Source organism: Neorhizobium galegae (assembly GCF_021391675.1).
Lineage (GTDB): Bacteria > Pseudomonadota > Alphaproteobacteria > Rhizobiales > Rhizobiaceae > Neorhizobium > Neorhizobium galegae_B.
Window position 1 is genome coordinate 144539 of record NZ_CP090095.1, and the last position, 17359, is coordinate 161897.

Below are 17359 nucleotides of genomic sequence, written 5' to 3' on the forward strand. Positions count from 1 at the left end.
CTAGTTCATTTCGCGATGGGCTTCAGCGCCGCCATTGCCACTCTACCGACGATCGGCAGGCGGATGGCAGATGCACGCATACCATCGCAGAAAACCGTGTTGCGGGCCACTTGGCTTGTGCGTCCCCGGCCTTCCGGCGCATAGCTATTTGGATTGATGTCGTACTTCGGGAAATTGGACGACGAGATATCCACCCGGATGCGATGGCCCTTGGAGAACAGGTTGGCGGTCGCAAACGGCTCGATCGTTACCGTGAACACCTCGCCCTTGACGATCGGTTCCGGCTTTTCGAAGGAGTTGCGATAGCGGCAGCGGATGATCCCGTCGGTGATGTTGAGAGCGTAACCGGTCGGATAGTCCTTGCTCGGCGGATAGACGTCGACGAGTTTCGCGGTGAAATCCGTGTCCAGCGCATCCGACGAGACGTAAAGTTCGACCGTGATCGGCCCGACCACCGCGACATCTTCGGCGAGCGGCTCGGTCTCGAAGGAGAGCACGTCGGCACGCGCCGAAAGCGGCAGGCCCGGATGTTTCGAACCGTAGAATTTGTCGCCCTCGCGCTGGTCGAAGCCGCCGCCTTCGAAAATCGGCTGCCCGCTCGTCAGCGATCCGCCGATTGTGGGAACCGGGTTCTTCGGGTCGAAGTCGTAGGTGAAGGGGGAAGCCTCCGCCTTCGGCTTGTCGGTGGAAAGCGAACCGTTTTCATGGATATAGTAATTTAGGAATTCCGTTCCCGGCAGCGGCCAGTCGGCCGCCTCGATCCAGTGCCCGCCGTGATCCAGCCGGCCGTCCGCGTCGCGCGTGCCAGAGCCGCCGCCCATCACGAAGGCCCGCACCACCGGTTCCTGCGCAACCGTGTTGTCCTTGCCCTTCAGCCAGTGGTCGAACCAGTTGCGGCGGAAGGATAGCCAGCTTTCCATGGCATTGCCGCCAAGCGGCGCGGCCGGCCCGAAGGACGTGTCGCCGGCAAGCGTCGCATTGCGGTTGCCGTGCAGCCAAGGCCCCATGATCAGCTGCAGCGGTCGGCTGTCCTTGCCGGAAAGTCCGCGATAGTTGTCGAGCGTCGACTTCACATAGGCGTCGTACCAGCTCGACATCAGCACCACAGGCACTTCCGGAAAAGTCTCGTAGAAACCTTCCATGTAAAGCCCGACCCGGCGCCAGCTTTCGTCGAACGTGCCGCTGCGCCACTGGTCGAGCAGGTAGCTTTCATATTCCGGCATCCAGCGCACCGGAGAATTGCCTTCGCTCCAGGGCATGACGTTGAACCATGCGCGAAGATCCTCCGCTTCGATCGCTGCACGGGCAACCTCATTGCCCTCGCCGATCGCCTGATTGTAGGCCCAGGTCGCCTGCTTCAGTTCGAAGGCGCCGCCCTGGCGGATGCCGCACTGATAGGCGTTCGAGAATCCGCCCGAATCCATCACCATGCAGGCCAGCCCCGGCGGGTTGAGGCAGGCGAGCGCCGCTTGAGTATGGGCCGCATAGGAAAGGCCCATCGTCCCGAACTGGCCGTCCGACCAGGGCTGTTCCACCAGCCAGCAGGCGGTATCGTAACCGTCGGCGGCTTCTGAAATGTATTTGCTGAACTCGCCCTCGGAATTGTAGCGGCCGCGGCAATCCTGGTAGATCACGGCATATCCCGCCCGGACGAAATAGCTCGCAACCTCATGGCGCTTCATCGGCTCCGCCATGCCCACCTCGATCTCGGAACGCGAACGCTCCGCCTTGCCGTAGGGCGTGCGTTCCATGATCGCCGGAAGCCGGCCTTCGATCGCCTTGCCGTCCTTGGCAGGCCGGTAGACGTCGGTCGCCAGCCTCATGCCGTCGCGCATCGTCACCATCACATCCCGTTCGACGACCACGTCGTCGGCAATCACCTCGAAGCGCGATGGCGTCAGGGTATCCATGTCCATATCCTCAAAATTGGCAAAACAATACCCGGGCCGGCCCCACCACACGTCAGGCCGGCCCGGGATGCTGCGGCTCCGGAAAGAGGAGCCGCAGCAAAGAGCAGGCCTACTTGGCGATACCGGCGAGCGTCGCGCTGGTGTCTTCCGTCATGTTGGCGACATAGGAGACGTTCGCCTTGCCGGCCCAGTGAACCTTCTGCCAGTAAAGCGGGATGACCGGCACGTCGGCGAACACCATCTTGGTTGCTTTCTGCAGCAGCTCCACGCGCTTCTTGACGTCGAATTCGGCGGTTGCGGCGCGCATCGCGTCGTCGAAGGCCGGGTTCGAATATTTCGTCCGGTTGAACGAGCCGGTGCCGGCGTCCTTGTTGGCCGTCATCAGCAGGTTGCGAAGGCCGGTTGCCGAGGTCGGCGTAGAGTTGCCGAGAGAGAAGATGAAGGCGGAGAATTCGCCGGCCCCGGCGCCCTTGGTGTAGACGTTATAGGGCTGGGCGACGACGCCGTTCACCTTCAGGCCGCCGCGCGCAAACATCTGGCCGAGTGCCTGCGCCACTTCCGAATCACCCGGGAAGCGATCGTTGGAGGTGTGGATGGTGATGCCGAAACCGTCCTTGTAGCCGGCTTCCGCAAGCAGCTTCTTGGCGTTCTCGGCGTTCATGGCGGGCGCCGCGATCGACGGATCGTTGCCGGCGACGCCGTTCGGAACCAGTTGGCCTGCAGCATCCGCCGAACCGTCAAGAATACGGTCGATGATCAGCTGGCGGTTGACCAACTCGGAGAGCGCCTGGCGGACCTTGACGTCCTTCAGCGGGTTCTTGTCGAGCGGCTTGCCTTCCTTGTCGGTGATGAAGGGCGTCTTGTCGCGGGCGCTGTCGAGCGCGAGGTAGATCATGCGGGCGGAGGCGATCGAGAAGACCTTGAGGCCGGAGATACCCTGGAGGGTTTTCACATCGCCTGGCGGCACGGCGTCGATCAGGTCGACGGCGCCGGAGCGAAGGGCAGCGACGCGCGACGCATCATTGGAGATGAACTTGATCGTAACGTTGTCGAAATCCTGTTTCTTGCCCCAGAAGGTATCGTTGCGGGTGAGTTGCAGGTTGTCGCCCGGCGTCCAGGACTTGAACTTGTAGGCGCCGGTGCCGATCGCCGCCTTGCCGCTGTTGAAGTCCTCGATCGAAGCGCCTTCCGCGACCTTCTTTTCGACGATGTAGACGAAGCCGACCTGTTCGATGAAATCGGGCGTCGGCTTCTTGGTCTTGATCTCGACGGTCAGTTTGTCGATCGCCTTCATGCTGTCGATCGCCCCGACATTGCCGGAGAACGGCGCCGGGCTGTTCGGGATATCCTTGGCGCGGGTGAGCGAGAAGATCACGTCCTCTGATGTCAGCGGGTTGCCGTCGTGGAATTTGACGCCGTCGCGCAGTTTGATCTGCCAGGTCAGCGGATCGACATTTGTCCAGGAGACGGCAAGCGCCGGCTCGATATTGATCGCGGGGTCGGTCTGCACCAGGCGGTCGAAAACCTGCATGGCAATGTTCTGGTTGTTGCCGGTGCGCGAAAACTGCGGATCGATCGCCGACGGCTCGGTGGCGCTGCCGAGTATCAGGTCAGCGGCCTGAGCCGAGCTCAGCGCGATGACCGAGGCCGCAACCCCGGCCAGGAGAAATTTCATCGGTTTCATTATGTCTGTTCCCTTCCTTTTTAGATGGCCGGTTCGGCCGTCGCGTTTGTTGCCTGATGGGCGGCAAGATCGTTCAGGTGGCAGGCGCTGACATGGCCTGCCGCGTTTTCCTTCAGGACCGGCCGTTCCACGCGGCAGCGGTCGAAAGCCTTGGGACAGCGGGGATGGAAATGGCATCCCGCCGGCGGATGGAGCGGCGAGGGGATCTCGCCCTTGATCGGCGTGAACACCCGGCGGCGATCGGTGACGGACGGCAGTTCGCGGATCAGCGCCTGGGTATAGGGATGTTTCGGATTGTCGAAGAGCTCGTCCGGCGTGGCGCTTTCCACCACGCGGCCGAGATACATGACCACCACCCGATCGCAGATGTGTTTCACGACGCCGAGGTCGTGGCTGATGAACAGATAGGTCAGCCCGAACTCTTGTCTCAGTTCCATGAACAGGTTGAGGATCTGCGCCTGGATCGACACGTCGAGGGCAGCGACGGATTCGTCGCAGACGAGCAGCTTCGGCTTTACCGCGAGCGCCCGGGCAATGCCGATACGCTGCCGCTGCCCGCCGGAAAACTGGTGCGGGTAGCGGTCCAGATAGGACGGATCGAGGCCGACACGCGTCACCAGCGCAGCCACGTAATCCCGCATCTCCCGGCCCTTGACGATGCCGTGCACCTTGGGCGCCTCGCCGATCAGGTCGAGAACCCGCTTGCGCGGATTGAGCGTCGACATCGGGTCCTGGAAGATCATCTGGGCGGAAAGCCGCATGGCGCGTTTGTCGTCACCCTGCAGCGAGGTCAGCGGCCGGCCCTTCCAGCGTACCTCGCCGCCGCTCGCGGGCATGATGCCGGCCATCACCCGGCCGAGCGTCGATTTCCCGCAGCCCGATTCACCGACGAGGCCGACCACCTCGCCCGGATAGACCGCGAGATTGACTTCGTCGACCGCATGTACGGTCTTCTCCTCGAGGCCCGCCCCGAAGAGATTGGCGATCTTTTCCGCATAGTCGAGCTTGCGGGAAAACCGCCGGCTGACATCCACGGCTTCTACGAGGGGCACGGCTTCCACGAGCGGGGTCGTCATGCGGCGCTCCAGAGGTGAGGGTGGAAACAGCGGAACTCGCGGCCGGCGGCGATCGACCGTATCGGTTCGGTGGCGCAGATATCGGTGGCGCGGGCGCAACGGTCGCGGAAGGCGCAGCCGGAGGGACGCGACAGCGGCGAGGGCGCGAAACCAGGGATCGGCCGGAGCGGCTCGCCGCGCGGCACCGCCGCAGGCACGGCGCTGAGCAGGCCGGACGTGTAGGGATGGCGCGGCGCGGTGAGCACCCCATCGACCTGCCCCGCCTCGACGATCCGGCCCGCATACATGACCATGATCCGGTCCGCGAGTGCGGCGACGACGCCGAGGTCGTGGCTGATCCAGATCAGCGCCATGCCGAATTCGGTAGCCAGCCGCTTGATCTCGAACAGGATCTGCGACTGGATCGTCACATCGAGCGCCGTCGTCGGTTCGTCGGCGATGATCAGGTCCGGCCGATGCAGAAGCGCGATGGCGATCGCCACACGCTGGCGCATGCCGCCGGAGAACTGGTGCGGGTAGGAATCCAGCCGCTCTTCCGGCGAAGGGATGCCGACAAGGCCGAGCGCATCGCGCGACCGGGCGCGGGCTTCTGCGCGCGAAACCCGGTCATGGGCCTGCACGGTCTCGATCATCTGGGTGGCAACCGAGAGAACCGGGTTCAGCGTCATCATCGGATCCTGGAAGATCATCGCGATGCGCTTGCCACGGATGGCCCGCATGGCCGTCGGCGATTTCGTCAGCAGGTCTTCGCCGTTGAACAGGATCTGGCCGCCGACCACCCGGCCGGGCGGATCGACGAGGCCGAGGATCGAGAAGCCGGTGATCGACTTGCCGGAGCCGGATTCGCCGACCAGGCCCACGATCTCCCGCTGACCGACCGTGAAGCTCACGTCGTCGACGGCCTTCAGCACGCCGCGGCGGGTCATGAAATGGGTGGAAAGGTTCTTGACTTCGAGGACGGGTGTCATCGCGCTCACCTTTCACCCAGTCGGGGGTTGAGGACTTCGCGCAGCCGGTCTCCGACGATGTTGATCGAAAACACCAGAACGAGCAGCAGCACGCCCGGATAGACGCTGATCCAGTATTCGCCGGACATCAGAAGCTGGTAGCCGTTGGCGATCAGCAGCCCGAGCGACGGTTCGGTGATCGGCAGGCCGATGCCGAGGAAGGAGAGGGTCGCTTCCGCCGAAATGGCGTTCGCCACCTGCAGCATGCCGATGACGATCAGCGGCGGCAGGCAGTTGGGCAGGATATGGCCGATCAGGATACGTGGCGTGCCGATGCCGAGCGTCACCGCAGCCTCGACATAGTCCTTGTTCTTCTCGACAAGGGCAGCACTCCTGACCGCGCGGGCAAATGTCGCCCATTGCACTAGGATCAGCGCGAAGATCACCTTCCAGAGCCCCTGGCCGAGCAGCGCCAGCAGCATCAGCGCCACGAGAATGGTCGGAAAGCCGAGCATCAGGTCGACGACCCGCATGATCAGCGTGTCGATGCGCCCGCCGAAATAGGCGGCGATCAGGCCGAGCACCGTGCCGACCAGAAGCGCGACGATGCCGGAGAATACGCCGACGCCGAGGCTGGTGCGCAAGCCGTAGATCATCGCCGAAAACATGTCGCGGCCCTGGCCGTCGGTGCCGAGCCAGTAGTTCATGCCGTCCATGCTTTGCGAGCCGGGCGGCAGCTTGGAATCGAGGATGTCCAGCACCGCCAGATCGAACGGGTTCTGGGGCGTCAGATAGGGTCCGATGACCGCGGCAAACAGCAGGATGATACAGACGACGGCGGCAACGACCGCCTTGGGGCTGCGGCCGATGCCGGTTACCAGGCGGCCGAGCAGCATGTCTTCGGCGAAAAGAGCGCGTGCGGTCATTGGGCGCCTCCCAGCCGGACGCGAGGATCGACCAGCGAATAGAGCACGTCGACGACGAAATTGATGAAGATGAACAGGCTGACGATGACCAGCAGGTAGGCGACCACGACAGGCCGGTCGAGCCGCATGATGCTGTCGATCAACAACTTGCCGATCCCCGGCCAGGCGAAGATCGTCTCGGTGACGACCGCGAAGGCGAGCATGCTGCCGAGTTCCAGGCCGATCACGGTGATCAGCGGGATCAGGATGTTTTTGAACACATGCACGAAGACGATGCGACGCTCGGAAATGCCCTTGGCGCGCGCGAATTTGACGAAATCGAGCGGCATCGTCTCGCGTACGCCGGTGCGGGTCAGGCGGATCACCAGGGACAGCTTGAAGAGCGACAGATTGATCGCCGGCAGGATGAGATGCGTTAGGCCGTCCAGTGTGAACAGGCTGGAACGGATACCCAGAAACTCGCCCATCTGGCCGCGTCCGGTGGACGGCAACCAGCCGAGCCAGACGGAAAAGATCATGATCAGCATCATGCCCTGCCAGAAGCTCGGTAGCGAGAAGCCGAAGATCGAGCCGGTCATGATCACTTCGTCAGTGGCGGTGTTCGGTTTCAAGCCGGACAGGAGGCCGAGCGGGATGCCGAGCAGGAGCGCGAAGACGAGGCCGGTCAGCGTCAGCTCCAGCGTCGCCGGCAGGCGTTCGAAGATCAGGCTGATGGACGGACGGTTGAAGACGAAGGAGCGGCCGAGGTCGCCGTGGAGGGCGTTCCAGGCGAAAGTGAAGAACTGTTCCCAGAGTGGCTTGTCGAGTCCGAGCGAGGCGACGACCTGAGCACGTTCAGCCGGACTTGCATCCGGCGAGATCAGCATTTCAGCCGGATCACCGATCGCATAGATACCGATGAAGACGATAACCGCGGTCACGCACAGGACGGCGATGCTCTGCAGGAAGCGGCGGATGACGAAAACCGTCATAGCGTGCGCTCCTGCTTACCCTTTGTCCCGCAGGGACAGAGAATTCTCATGAAAGACGTTCCCTTTTTTCTCTTTGTTGACGCCGACGATAGCGAGCCGGGGAGGATGCGCAATATTATGCGCGAAACGCATGATCCTATGCGTTTTGTGTGCGAAACCCTGTTCGATGTCTTCGCTTGTGTTCGCTGCCGCCTTCCGTAGGATCGCGGCATGAATTTCAAGCAGCTCGAAATCTTCAAGACGATCATGGATACCGGCTCCACCATAGCGGCGGCGGCCCAGCTCGGCCTGTCGCAGTCGGCGATCAGCCGCCAGCTCGCATCGCTGGAAGAAGAGATCGGTCGCGAGCTTTTCCTGCGCGACAAGGGGCGCCTCATCCCGCGGCCGGAAGCGCATCTCCTGGTCGACGAGGTGGATGACGTCGCCCAGAGCGTCGCCCGGCTGCGCGTCAAGGTCGGCGACGTCCGTTCGGGTGCCTTCGGCGAGGCGCTGATCCGTGTTGCCTTCCCGCACAGCCTCGCGACCACGATGCTGCCGCCGATCCTTGCCCGCTTCAAGGCCGATCATCCGCGGGTGACGGTGGAGATCCTGAGCGGTCCCTATGATGCGATCGAACGTATGGTGCGCGGCCGCGTCGCCGATCTCGGTTTCGTCCGCCTGCCGCCGGAGGAGCATTCCTTCGACACCCGCCCGCTTTTCACCAGCGGCACCACCTGTGTCATGCCGGTCGGCCACCCGCTGGCCGCCAAGCAGGCCATCGACGTCAACGATCTTGCCCGCAACGACCTGATCCTGCTCGGCCGGCAGCGCATCAACCGCAACGAACTGGAGCACGAACTGCGCCGCATGGTGCCGAGCTATCGCTGCAGCCTCGAGGTCCATTCGGTCGAAACCGCTTGCGCCTGTGCCGCCCAAGGGCTCGGCATCGCCATCGTGCCCTCGCTGATTGCCGAGTTCTTCCGCAGCGACGCGATCGCCATGCGGCCTTTCCTCCCCGACAAGGTCTCCGAATACGGGATCATCTCCATGCCCGGCGCGCCGCTGTCCTGGACGGCCGAGGCGTTCATCAACATCATCAAGGCGGATTCGGGCGAAACCACGCTCTAAGCGCCGCTCATATGGTTTCCGGCGTTTTGCATTTTCCGGCCCGCGCTCTTATCAATTCGTATAGATGCGCGTTCCGCGGTTTCCCGCAGGCCCGCGAGACGCTAAGTAATGCCTAAGGGAATACCGGGAGCAGACATGCGAGCAGTTCTGGGTGAGGTCGAAAAACGCCGGGCGGAGGCAAGGCTCGGCGGTGGGGAGAAGCGTATCGAGGCGCAGCATGCCAAGGGCAAGCTGACGGCCCGCGAGCGCATCGAGGTGCTGCTGGACGAGGGCTCCTTCGAGGAGTTCGACATGTACGTCACCCACCGCGCGGTGGATTTCGGCATGGCCGAGCAGAAGGTCGCGGGCGACGGCGTCGTCACCGGCTGGGGCACGATCAACGGCCGGCAGGTCTATGTCTTCTCCCAGGACTTTACGGTTCTCGGCGGCTCGCTGTCGGAAACGCATGCGCAAAAAATCTGCAAGATCATGGATATGGCCGTGCGCGTCGGTGCCCCGGTGATCGGCCTGAACGATTCCGGCGGCGCCCGCATCCAGGAAGGTGTCGCCTCGCTCGCCGGCTACGCGGAGGTTTTTCGCCGCAATGCGGAGGCCTCCGGCGTCGTACCGCAGATCTCCGTCATCATGGGGCCCTGCGCCGGCGGTGCGGTCTATTCGCCGGCCATGACCGACTTCATCTTCATGGTGCGCGACAGTTCCTACATGTTCGTCACCGGTCCCGACGTGGTGAAGACCGTGACCAACGAGATCGTCACGGCCGAGGAGCTTGGCGGTGCCGGCACCCACACGAAAAAATCCTCGGTCGCCGATGCCGCCTTCGAAAACGACGTGGAAGCGTTGGAGGCCGTCCGCCAGCTCTTCGATTTCCTGCCCCTGAACAACCGCGAAAAGCCGCCCGTCCGCCCCTTCCACGACGATCCGGCCCGCATCGAGAACCGCCTCGACAGCCTGATCCCCGACAGCGCCGCAAAACCCTACGACATGAAGGAACTGATCTATGCAATCGCCGACGAGGGCGATTTCTTCGAGATCCAGGAAGCCTATGCGAGAAACATCATCACCGGCTTCCTCCGCCTCGAAGGCCAGACGGTCGGCGTCGTCGCCAACCAGCCGATGGTGCTGGCCGGCTGCCTCGATATCGACAGTTCCCGCAAGGCGGCCCGCTTCGTGCGTTTCTGCGACGCTTTCTCGATCCCAATCCTGACCCTGGTGGACGTGCCGGGTTTCCTTCCGGGCGTGGCGCAGGAATATGGCGGCGTCATCAAGCACGGTGCAAAACTGCTGTTCGCCTATTCCGAAGCGACCGTGCCCATGGTCACGCTGATCACGCGAAAAGCCTATGGCGGCGCCTATGACGTCATGGCCTCGAAACATATCGGCGCCGATTTCAACTATGCCTGGCCGACCGCCGAAATCGCCGTCATGGGTGCGAAGGGAGCGACCGAGATCCTCTACCGTTCGGAACTCGGCGACCCGGAGAAGATCGCGGCGCGGACGAAGGAATACGAGGAGCGTTTCGCCAATCCGTTCGTGGCGGCCGAACGCGGTTTCATCGACGAGGTGATCATGCCCCATTCGTCGCGCCGCCGCATTGCCCGCGCCTTCGCCTCGCTGCGCAACAAGCAGGTGACGACGCATTGGAAGAAACACGACACGATCCCGCTGTGACGAGCGGAAATTCGGCTGGCCGCTCTCTATATAGGTGTCGCCCCGCAAAAACCCTCGGGCGCGCCACCTGAATGGAAGGAAGATTTCATGACCGACAAATCCCCCGCCGAGAATTTTCCAGCGGGCTACGAGCTCCCGAAGATCTGGACCTGGGAACAGGGAAATGGTGGACAGTTCGCCAATATCAACCGGCCGATCGCCGGTCCGACTCATGAGAGGGAGCTGCCGGTCGGCAAGCATCCCCTGCAGCTCTATTCGTTGGCGACGCCGAACGGCGTGAAGATCGGCATCATGCTTGAGGAATTGCTGGCCGCCGGCCACAAGGGCGCCGAATACGACGCCTGGCTCATCAAGATCGGCGACGGCGACCAGTTCGGTTCCGGTTTTGTCGATGTCAATCCGAACTCGAAGATCCCGGCTCTGCTGGACCGTTCCACGCCCGAGCCGACCCGCGTTTTCGAAAGCGGCGCGATCCTTCTCTATCTCGCAAACAAGTTCGACGACGCGTTCCTGCCCAAGGACCACAAGGCGCGCACCGAAACGATGAACTGGCTGTTCTGGCAGATGGCCTCTGCGCCCTATCTCGGCGGCGGCTTCGGCCATTTCTATGCCTATGCGCCGGTCTATATCAAATATGCCATCGATCGGTTCTCGATGGAGGTGAAGCGCCAGCTCGATGTCCTGGACCGGCATCTTGCCGAAAACCGGTACATGGCAGGCTCCGAATATTCGATCGCCGATATCGCCATCTGGCCCTGGTACGGCAACCTGGCGCAAGGCAAGGCCTATGGCGAGGCCGGCACCTTCCTCGACGTCCAGAGCTACAGGAACGTCCAGCGCTGGACGGCCGAGATCGCCGAACGGCCGGCCGTCAAGCGTGGCCGGATGGTCAACCGGGTGAACGGCGATCCGTCCGAACAGCTTCACGAACGCCACGACGCTTCCGACTTCGAGACGAAGACGCAGGACAAGCTCGCCAAGGCTTGAAGAACGACCGCAAGGAGACCAGCATGCCCAGACCGCCCGACATGACGAAACATAGGGGTTTCCCTTCCGGCATGCCGGGCCACGGGCATCATTTCACGATCCGGCGGGCAAACGAAAAAGGGGCGACGCCGCTGAAGCAGCTGCAGCGCCTCGCCCGCCCGGGCACGATCGAACAGAAGGTGGACGCCGCCTTCCTGCATGCGCTGTGGCACCATTTCGGCTCGGAGCCGTTCGAACGGGGCAATCTCGATGCCGGCCGGCTCAACCTTCTGTTCGGCCGCGAGGTGGTTCCGGCCGAAAACGATTTCGACCCGACCTCCTATGACGCGCTTCTCAGGATCGACGAAAAGGTCGCCCGTAGAACGTTCCCCGAATCCTTCGAAGACGTCATGGAGGTCTGATGCCGGCGCTCAAGAAAATTCTTATCGCCAACCGCGGCGAGATCGCCTGCCGGGTCATCAGGACGGCCCGCAAGATGGGCATAAAGACGGTGGCGGTCTATTCGGACGCGGATGCCGAGGCGCTGCATGTGCGGATGGCCGACGAGGCGGTGCATATCGGCCCGGCGCCGTCTTCCCAATCCTATATCGTCATCGACAAGATCCTGGAGGCGATCCGGACGACCGGCGCGGATGCGGTGCATCCGGGTTATGGCTTCCTTTCGGAAAATGCCGCTTTCGCGCAGGCGCTGGAAAAGGCGGGCGTCGCCTTCATCGGCCCGCCGGTGAAAGCCATCCAGGCGATGGGCGATAAGATCACCTCCAAGAAGATCGCCGCCGAAGCCGGCGTCTCCACAGTTCCCGGCCACATGGGTCTGATCGAGGATGCAGAGGAGGCGGTGAGGATCTCCGCCTCGATCGGTTATCCGGTGATGATCAAGGCGTCCGCCGGCGGCGGCGGCAAGGGCATGCGCATCGCCTGGAACGATGCCGAGGCGCGCGAAGGCTTCCAGTCCTCCCGCAACGAGGCGAAGAACTCGTTCGGCGACGACCGCATCTTCATCGAAAAGTTCGTCGACCAGCCCCGCCATATCGAAATCCAGGTGCTTGGTGACCAGCACGGCACCACGCTCTATCTCGGCGAGCGTGAATGCTCGATCCAGCGCCGCAACCAGAAGGTCATCGAGGAGGCTCCGTCGCCCTTCCTCGACGCTGAAACCCGGCGGGCCATGGGAGAGCAGGCCGTCGCACTCGCGAAAGCGGTCGGTTATTTCTCGGCCGGCACGGTGGAGTTCATCGTCGACGGCGCCAGAAATTTCTACTTCCTCGAGATGAACACCCGCCTGCAGGTGGAGCACCCGGTCACCGAACTCGTCACCGGGATCGATCTCGTCGAGCAGATGATCCGCGTTGCGTCGGGCGAAAAACTGTCGTTCGGTCAGGACGACGTCAAGCTCGACGGCTGGGCGATCGAAAGCCGGCTATATGCCGAGGATCCCTACCGCAACTTCCTGCCCTCGATCGGCCGGCTGACCCGCTACCGCCCGCCGGCGGAAGGCCGGCAGCACGACGGCACCGTGGTCCGCAACGATACCGGCGTCTTCGAAGGCGGCGAGATCTCCATGTATTACGACCCGATGATCGCAAAACTCTGCACCTGGGCGCCTGATCGCCTGACGGCGATTGACGCGATGGGCAAGGCGCTCGACGATTTCGAGGTGGACGGCATCGGCCACAACCTGCCTTTCCTCTCGGCGGTCATGGACCACGATCGCTTCCGCTCCGGAAACATCACCACCGCCTTCATCGCCGAGGAATTCCCGGAAGGTTTTTCCGGCGTGCATCCGGATGCGGCGGCAGCGAAAAAGCTAGCCGCCATCGCCGTCCTGATCAATCAGGCCCTGCAGCAGCGCGCCGTGCAGATCTCCGGCACGATCGGCAATCACCGCCGGATCCTCGCCAGGGATTGGGTGGTGACCCTCGCCGGCTTCGAAGAGGCCGTCACGCTCGAAACCGGGTCTGACGGCGCCAGCGTCCGCTTTGCCGATGGAACGCGGCTTTCCGTGGCCAGCGGCTGGCTGCCGGGCCAGAGCCATGCCCGTTTCCATGTCGGCGGCGAGATGATGGGGGTCAAGGTCAACCTCATCGGCTCCGCAGTGCGGTTGCGCTGGCGCGGCATGGACGTCACCGCCCGCGTCCGTTCGCCCCGCGTGGCCGAACTTGCCCGCCTGATGCCGAAAAAACTGCCGCCCGACACCTCGAAGATGCTGCTCTGCCCCATGCCCGGCGTCATCACCTCCGTCTCGGTGAAAGCCGGCGACGCCGTCGAAGCCGGCCAGACGCTCGCCACCGTCGAGGCGATGAAGATGGAAAACGTGCTGAAGGCCGAGCGCAGGGGCATCGTCAAACACGTCGCCGCGAGCCAGGGCCAGAGTCTGGCGGTCGATGAGTTGATCATGGAGTTCGAGTAGGTGAGAGGATGGGTGAAATGGGCGGCCAAATGGCTAGGCATCTATTTGGTTTCAAATATCATAACATTTTCCGCGTTATGGATCGCCTTCCTCTTGTTCGTGACCCATGAAATGACGGATCCTCAACTCGTCAATTTTGGTAAGAGGGAGGCGATTGAGGACTACAAGAGAGACTACATAACCAGAATCACCACTGATCCAAACAGCGTCAGCTGTGAGGTCTCTCGCGGTGGCAATGACGAAGTGGCGGAAGTGTTGTGCTCGGTATTCGACGGCGTCAACCTCGTTTTCAAGAGAAACTACTTCTACGTCGTCGACGGATTTGGCGCGGGCGATGTCGCTGGATTCGAGGATTATCCCCTTTCACCTGTGGAAACCAAGTAAGTGCAGCACATGGCAGGGCGCTCCGGTTGAGGCCGCCAGAATACCTCCGACCACGGGTCGGGTCAATTTCACCATGTTCGGCAAGCGGCCGACACGCGGCGCCTTCAGAAAAGGATCGCATCGATGACCAGGAAAACCATCGCCGACTGGCAGGCGCTTGCCGAGAAGGAACTGAAGCGTCCGGCAGACAGCCTCGTCTGGAACACGCCCGAAGGCATCGACATCAAGCCGCTTTATACGGAGGAAGACCTCCATGGCATCGACCATCTCAATTCGCTGCCCGGCATGAAACCCTTCGTGCGCGGCCCGCGCGCCACCATGTATGCCGGCCGACCCTGGACGATCCGCCAATATGCCGGTTTCTCGACTGCCGAAGCGTCGAACGCCTTCTATCGCCGCAATCTCGCCGGCGGCCAGAAGGGCCTGTCGGTGGCCTTCGACCTCGCCACCCATCGCGGTTACGATAGCGACCATCCGCGGGTCGAGGGCGATGTTGGCAAGGCGGGCGTGGCGATCGACAGCGTCGAGGACATGAAGATCCTGTTCGACGGCATTCCGCTGAAGGACATGTCCGTGTCGATGACCATGAACGGCGCGGTCATCCCCATCCTCGCCTCCTTCATCGTCGCCGGCGAGGAACAGGGCTGTTCGCGGGCCGAACTGTCCGGGACCATCCAGAACGACATTTTGAAGGAGTTCATGGTCCGCAACACCTATATCTACCCGCCCGAACCCTCGATGCGGATCGTTGCCGACATTATCGAATATACGGCCAAGGAAATGCCGAAGTTCAATTCGATCTCGATATCCGGCTATCATATGCAGGAGGCGGGCGCGACGCTCGTTCAGGAACTCGCCTTCACGCTGGCAGACGGCCGCGAATATGTCCGGGCAGCACTTGCCAAGGGCCTCAGCGTCGACGAGTTCGCCGGCCGGCTGTCCTTCTTCTTTGCGATCGGCATGAACTTCTTCATGGAGGCGGCCAAGCTGCGTGCCGCCCGCCTGCTCTGGTCGCGGATCATGGAGGAGTTCAAGCCGCAGAAGTCTTCGTCGCTGATGCTGCGCACCCACTGCCAGACGTCGGGCGTGTCGCTGCAGGAACAGGACCCCTATAACAACGTCATCCGCACCGCCTATGAGGCGCTGTCGGCGGTGCTCGGCGGTACCCAGTCGCTGCACACCAACGCGCTCGACGAGGCGATGGCGCTGCCGACCGATTTCTCAGCCCGCATCGCCCGCAACACCCAGCTCATCCTGAACCACGAGACCGGCATCACCAAGGTCGTCGATCCGCTCGCCGGCTCCTATTACGTCGAGAGCCTCACCAACGAGCTTGCGAACAAGGCCTGGGCACTGATCGAGGAGGTCGAGGCCATGGGCGGCATGACCAAGGCGGTCGCCGACGGCCTGCCGAAACGGCTGATCGAGGAAGCCGCCACCCGCCGCCAGGCCGCCGTCGACCGCGGCGAGGAAATCATCGTCGGCGTTAACAAATACCGGCTGGAAAACGAGGACGAGATCGACATTCTCGCCATCGACAATACCGCCGTGCGCAACGGCCAGATCAAGCGGCTGGAGGACGTGCGGCGGCAGCGCGATCCGAAGCGCGTGGCGGCGGCGCTTGCAGTGCTGGAGGAAGCCGCTGAAACGGGCGAGGGAAACCTGCTGGAAGTGGCGATCGAAGCCGCCCGCGCCCGCGCGACCGTCGGTGAAATCTCCGATGCGATGCGCCAGGCCTTCGGCGACCACTCGGCGGTGCCGGAGGTGGTCAGCGATATCTACGGACCCGCTTATGAGGACGATCCGGAATACAAGACGATCGTCTCGCGGCTTGGCAGCTATGCCCAGACGCTTGGCAGCAGGCCGAAGATCATGGTCGCCAAGCTCGGCCAGGACGGTCACGATCGCGGCGCCAAGGTGATCGCCTCGGCCTTCGGCGATATCGGCTTCGAGGTTCTGGCCGGCCCGCTGTTCCAGACACCCGAGGAGGCGGCCGACCTTGCGGTCAAGGAGAAGGTCCAGGTGGTCGGCATGTCGTCGCTCGCCGCCGGCCACAGGACACTCGCGCCCCAGCTCGTTGAAGCGTTGAAGGCAAAAGGTGCCGAAAACGTCATCGTCGTGGTCGGCGGCGTCGTGCCCCGGCAGGACTACGATTACCTGATGAGCCAAGGCGTCGCCGCCGTCTTCGGCCCTGGCACCAATGTTCTGGATGCCGCCAACTCCATCATCGACCTCCTGGAGGGCAAGCGGCGGAATATCTGACCGCTACTTCGCCGCCAGCATGGCTTTCGCGCTGTCGGCATCGGTGATCAGCACGTTGACAAGACCGCTCTGCGCCACCGCTTGCAGGATCTTGTGCTTGTGCGGCCCGCCTGACGCGACGATGCGGCAGCCGATCCTGCGGAAGTCTTGCATCTCGGGTGCCAGCACCTGGCGGTTCAGCGGGTGGTCGATCTCCTTGCCCGTGGCGTCGAGATAACGGCCCATCAGGTCGCCGACCGCGCCGGCTTTCCTGAGGATCTGTTCGGTCATGCCTTCGGGCAGGCCGTAACGCACCTGCAGCGATTGCTGCGACACGTCGCCGACGCTGAGGTACGCGACATCCACCTCGCAGATCTGCCTGAACGTCCGCTGGAACACCGCCTGCGAGATGATCGCATCGCGCGATTCCGGGCTCTCGGCATAGATCGGCGCTACGAAATAGCGGCACTGGGCGTTCAGCACCTGCGCGAAGCCGCGCACGATCTCGAACGTGTTGATCTCTGAACCCTGGGTGAGGCCACCCATCATCGAGCGCACCTTGATCTGCGGTTCGTTGAGCGACGGAATGTGCTGGATCGTCTCGCGCAGCGTCGAGCCCCAGCCGACGCCGATCGAGGCGGGTTTCTGCGTCTGGATCAGCCGCCCGAGAAAGCCGGCCGCGCCGCGCCCGAGCACCGAATGCAGCAGAGCCGCATCGCCCGGTGTCGGAATGACAACCGCGTCCATAAGCCCATAACGCTTGCGCAGCTTGGTTTCCAACTCCACGCTTTCCGCCAGCACGGAATCGAAACTGATCCGCACCACGCCCGCTTCCAGCGCTTCCGAAAGGATCTCGTTCACCCGCCGCCGGGTGATGTTCATCCGCTCCGAGATCTGCTGCTGGGTAAGCCCCTCCACGTGATAGAGCCACGCGGCCCGCACCATCAATTCACGCTGCTCCATATCCCCCACCATTAAAAATATCAAATGTCACATCGACGTAACATATGTAACGTAACCCATCCATGTCATGGCTAACCCAGACTGA

14 protein-coding genes are annotated in these 17359 nt (G+C 62.8%); 7 read left to right on the top strand and 7 right to left on the bottom strand.

The genetic code is table 11. The features are described 5' to 3' along the window. Nucleotides 1-5: 5 nt before the first annotated feature. The 6 genes from LZK81_RS00675 to LZK81_RS00700 form a co-directional block, all read right to left on the bottom strand. Nucleotides 6-1910 carry a CocE/NonD family hydrolase gene (locus tag LZK81_RS00675; protein WP_233954877.1) on the bottom strand — a complete coding sequence of 635 codons (1905 nt, stop codon included), beginning with the start codon at nt 1908-1910 and terminating at the stop codon, nt 6-8. A gap of 109 nt (nt 1911-2019) precedes the next feature. Continuing rightward, nucleotides 2020-3594 carry an ABC transporter substrate-binding protein gene (locus LZK81_RS00680; protein ID WP_233954878.1) on the bottom strand — a complete coding sequence of 525 codons (1575 nt, stop codon included), beginning with the start codon at nt 3592-3594 and terminating at the stop codon, nt 2020-2022. A 20-nt stretch (nt 3595-3614) separates the two neighbouring features. Then, entirely contained in the window at nt 3615-4670 is a 1056-nt protein-coding gene (locus tag LZK81_RS00685; protein ID WP_046629138.1) for an ABC transporter ATP-binding protein, read from the bottom strand. Further along, on the bottom strand, nt 4667-5638 hold the full coding sequence (locus tag LZK81_RS00690; protein WP_233954879.1) for an ABC transporter ATP-binding protein: 972 nt from the start codon (nt 5636-5638) through the stop codon (nt 4667-4669). Before LZK81_RS00690 ends, LZK81_RS00685 begins: the two co-directional genes overlap by 4 nt. Nucleotides 5639-5643: 5 nt before the next feature. Next, nucleotides 5644-6543: an ABC transporter permease gene (locus LZK81_RS00695; RefSeq protein ID WP_037086447.1), complete on the bottom strand. Its 900-nt coding sequence runs from the start codon at nt 6541-6543 to the stop codon at nt 5644-5646. Further along, nucleotides 6540-7514, bottom strand: a complete 975-nt coding sequence (locus LZK81_RS00700; protein WP_046607806.1) for an ABC transporter permease — start codon at nt 7512-7514, stop codon at nt 6540-6542. The genes LZK81_RS00695 and LZK81_RS00700 overlap by 4 nt, the downstream gene beginning before the upstream one ends. Before the next feature lie 210 nt (nt 7515-7724). Between LZK81_RS00700 and LZK81_RS00705 the strand changes: the two genes are divergently transcribed. From LZK81_RS00705 to scpA, 7 genes are all read left to right on the top strand, one after another. After that, on the top strand, nt 7725-8621 hold the full coding sequence (locus LZK81_RS00705; RefSeq protein ID WP_233954880.1) for a LysR family transcriptional regulator: 897 nt from the start codon (nt 7725-7727) through the stop codon (nt 8619-8621). A 135-nt stretch (nt 8622-8756) separates the two neighbouring features. Further along, nucleotides 8757-10289 (top strand): acyl-CoA carboxylase subunit beta, encoded by a 1533-nt coding sequence (locus LZK81_RS00710; RefSeq protein ID WP_233954882.1) that lies wholly within the window; start codon nt 8757-8759, stop codon nt 10287-10289. Nucleotides 10290-10376: 87 nt separating this feature from the next. After that, nucleotides 10377-11276: a glutathione-dependent disulfide-bond oxidoreductase gene (gene yghU, locus LZK81_RS00715; RefSeq protein WP_233954883.1), complete on the top strand. Its 900-nt coding sequence runs from the start codon at nt 10377-10379 to the stop codon at nt 11274-11276. Nucleotides 11277-11299: 23 nt separating this feature from the next. Continuing rightward, on the top strand, nt 11300-11677 hold the full coding sequence (locus tag LZK81_RS00720) for a hypothetical protein (RefSeq protein WP_046608178.1): 378 nt from the start codon (nt 11300-11302) through the stop codon (nt 11675-11677). Next, on the top strand, nt 11677-13686 hold the full coding sequence (locus tag LZK81_RS00725) for an acetyl-CoA carboxylase biotin carboxylase subunit (RefSeq protein ID WP_233954885.1): 2010 nt from the start codon (nt 11677-11679) through the stop codon (nt 13684-13686). Before LZK81_RS00720 ends, LZK81_RS00725 begins: the two co-directional genes overlap by 1 nt. A gap of 12 nt (nt 13687-13698) precedes the next feature. Next, complete coding sequence (locus LZK81_RS00730; RefSeq protein ID WP_233954886.1) at nt 13699-14070, top strand: hypothetical protein; 372 nt, start codon at nt 13699-13701, stop codon at nt 14068-14070. Nucleotides 14071-14193: 123 nt separating this feature from the next. Further along, entirely contained in the window at nt 14194-16332 is a 2139-nt protein-coding gene (gene scpA / locus LZK81_RS00735) for a methylmalonyl-CoA mutase (RefSeq protein ID WP_233954887.1), read from the top strand. A gap of 3 nt (nt 16333-16335) precedes the next feature. On the opposite strand, the gene LZK81_RS00740 is transcribed toward scpA, so the two are convergent. Then, nucleotides 16336-17274: a sugar-binding transcriptional regulator gene (locus LZK81_RS00740; RefSeq protein WP_233954888.1), complete on the bottom strand. Its 939-nt coding sequence runs from the start codon at nt 17272-17274 to the stop codon at nt 16336-16338. Nucleotides 17275-17359 lie beyond the last annotated feature (85 nt).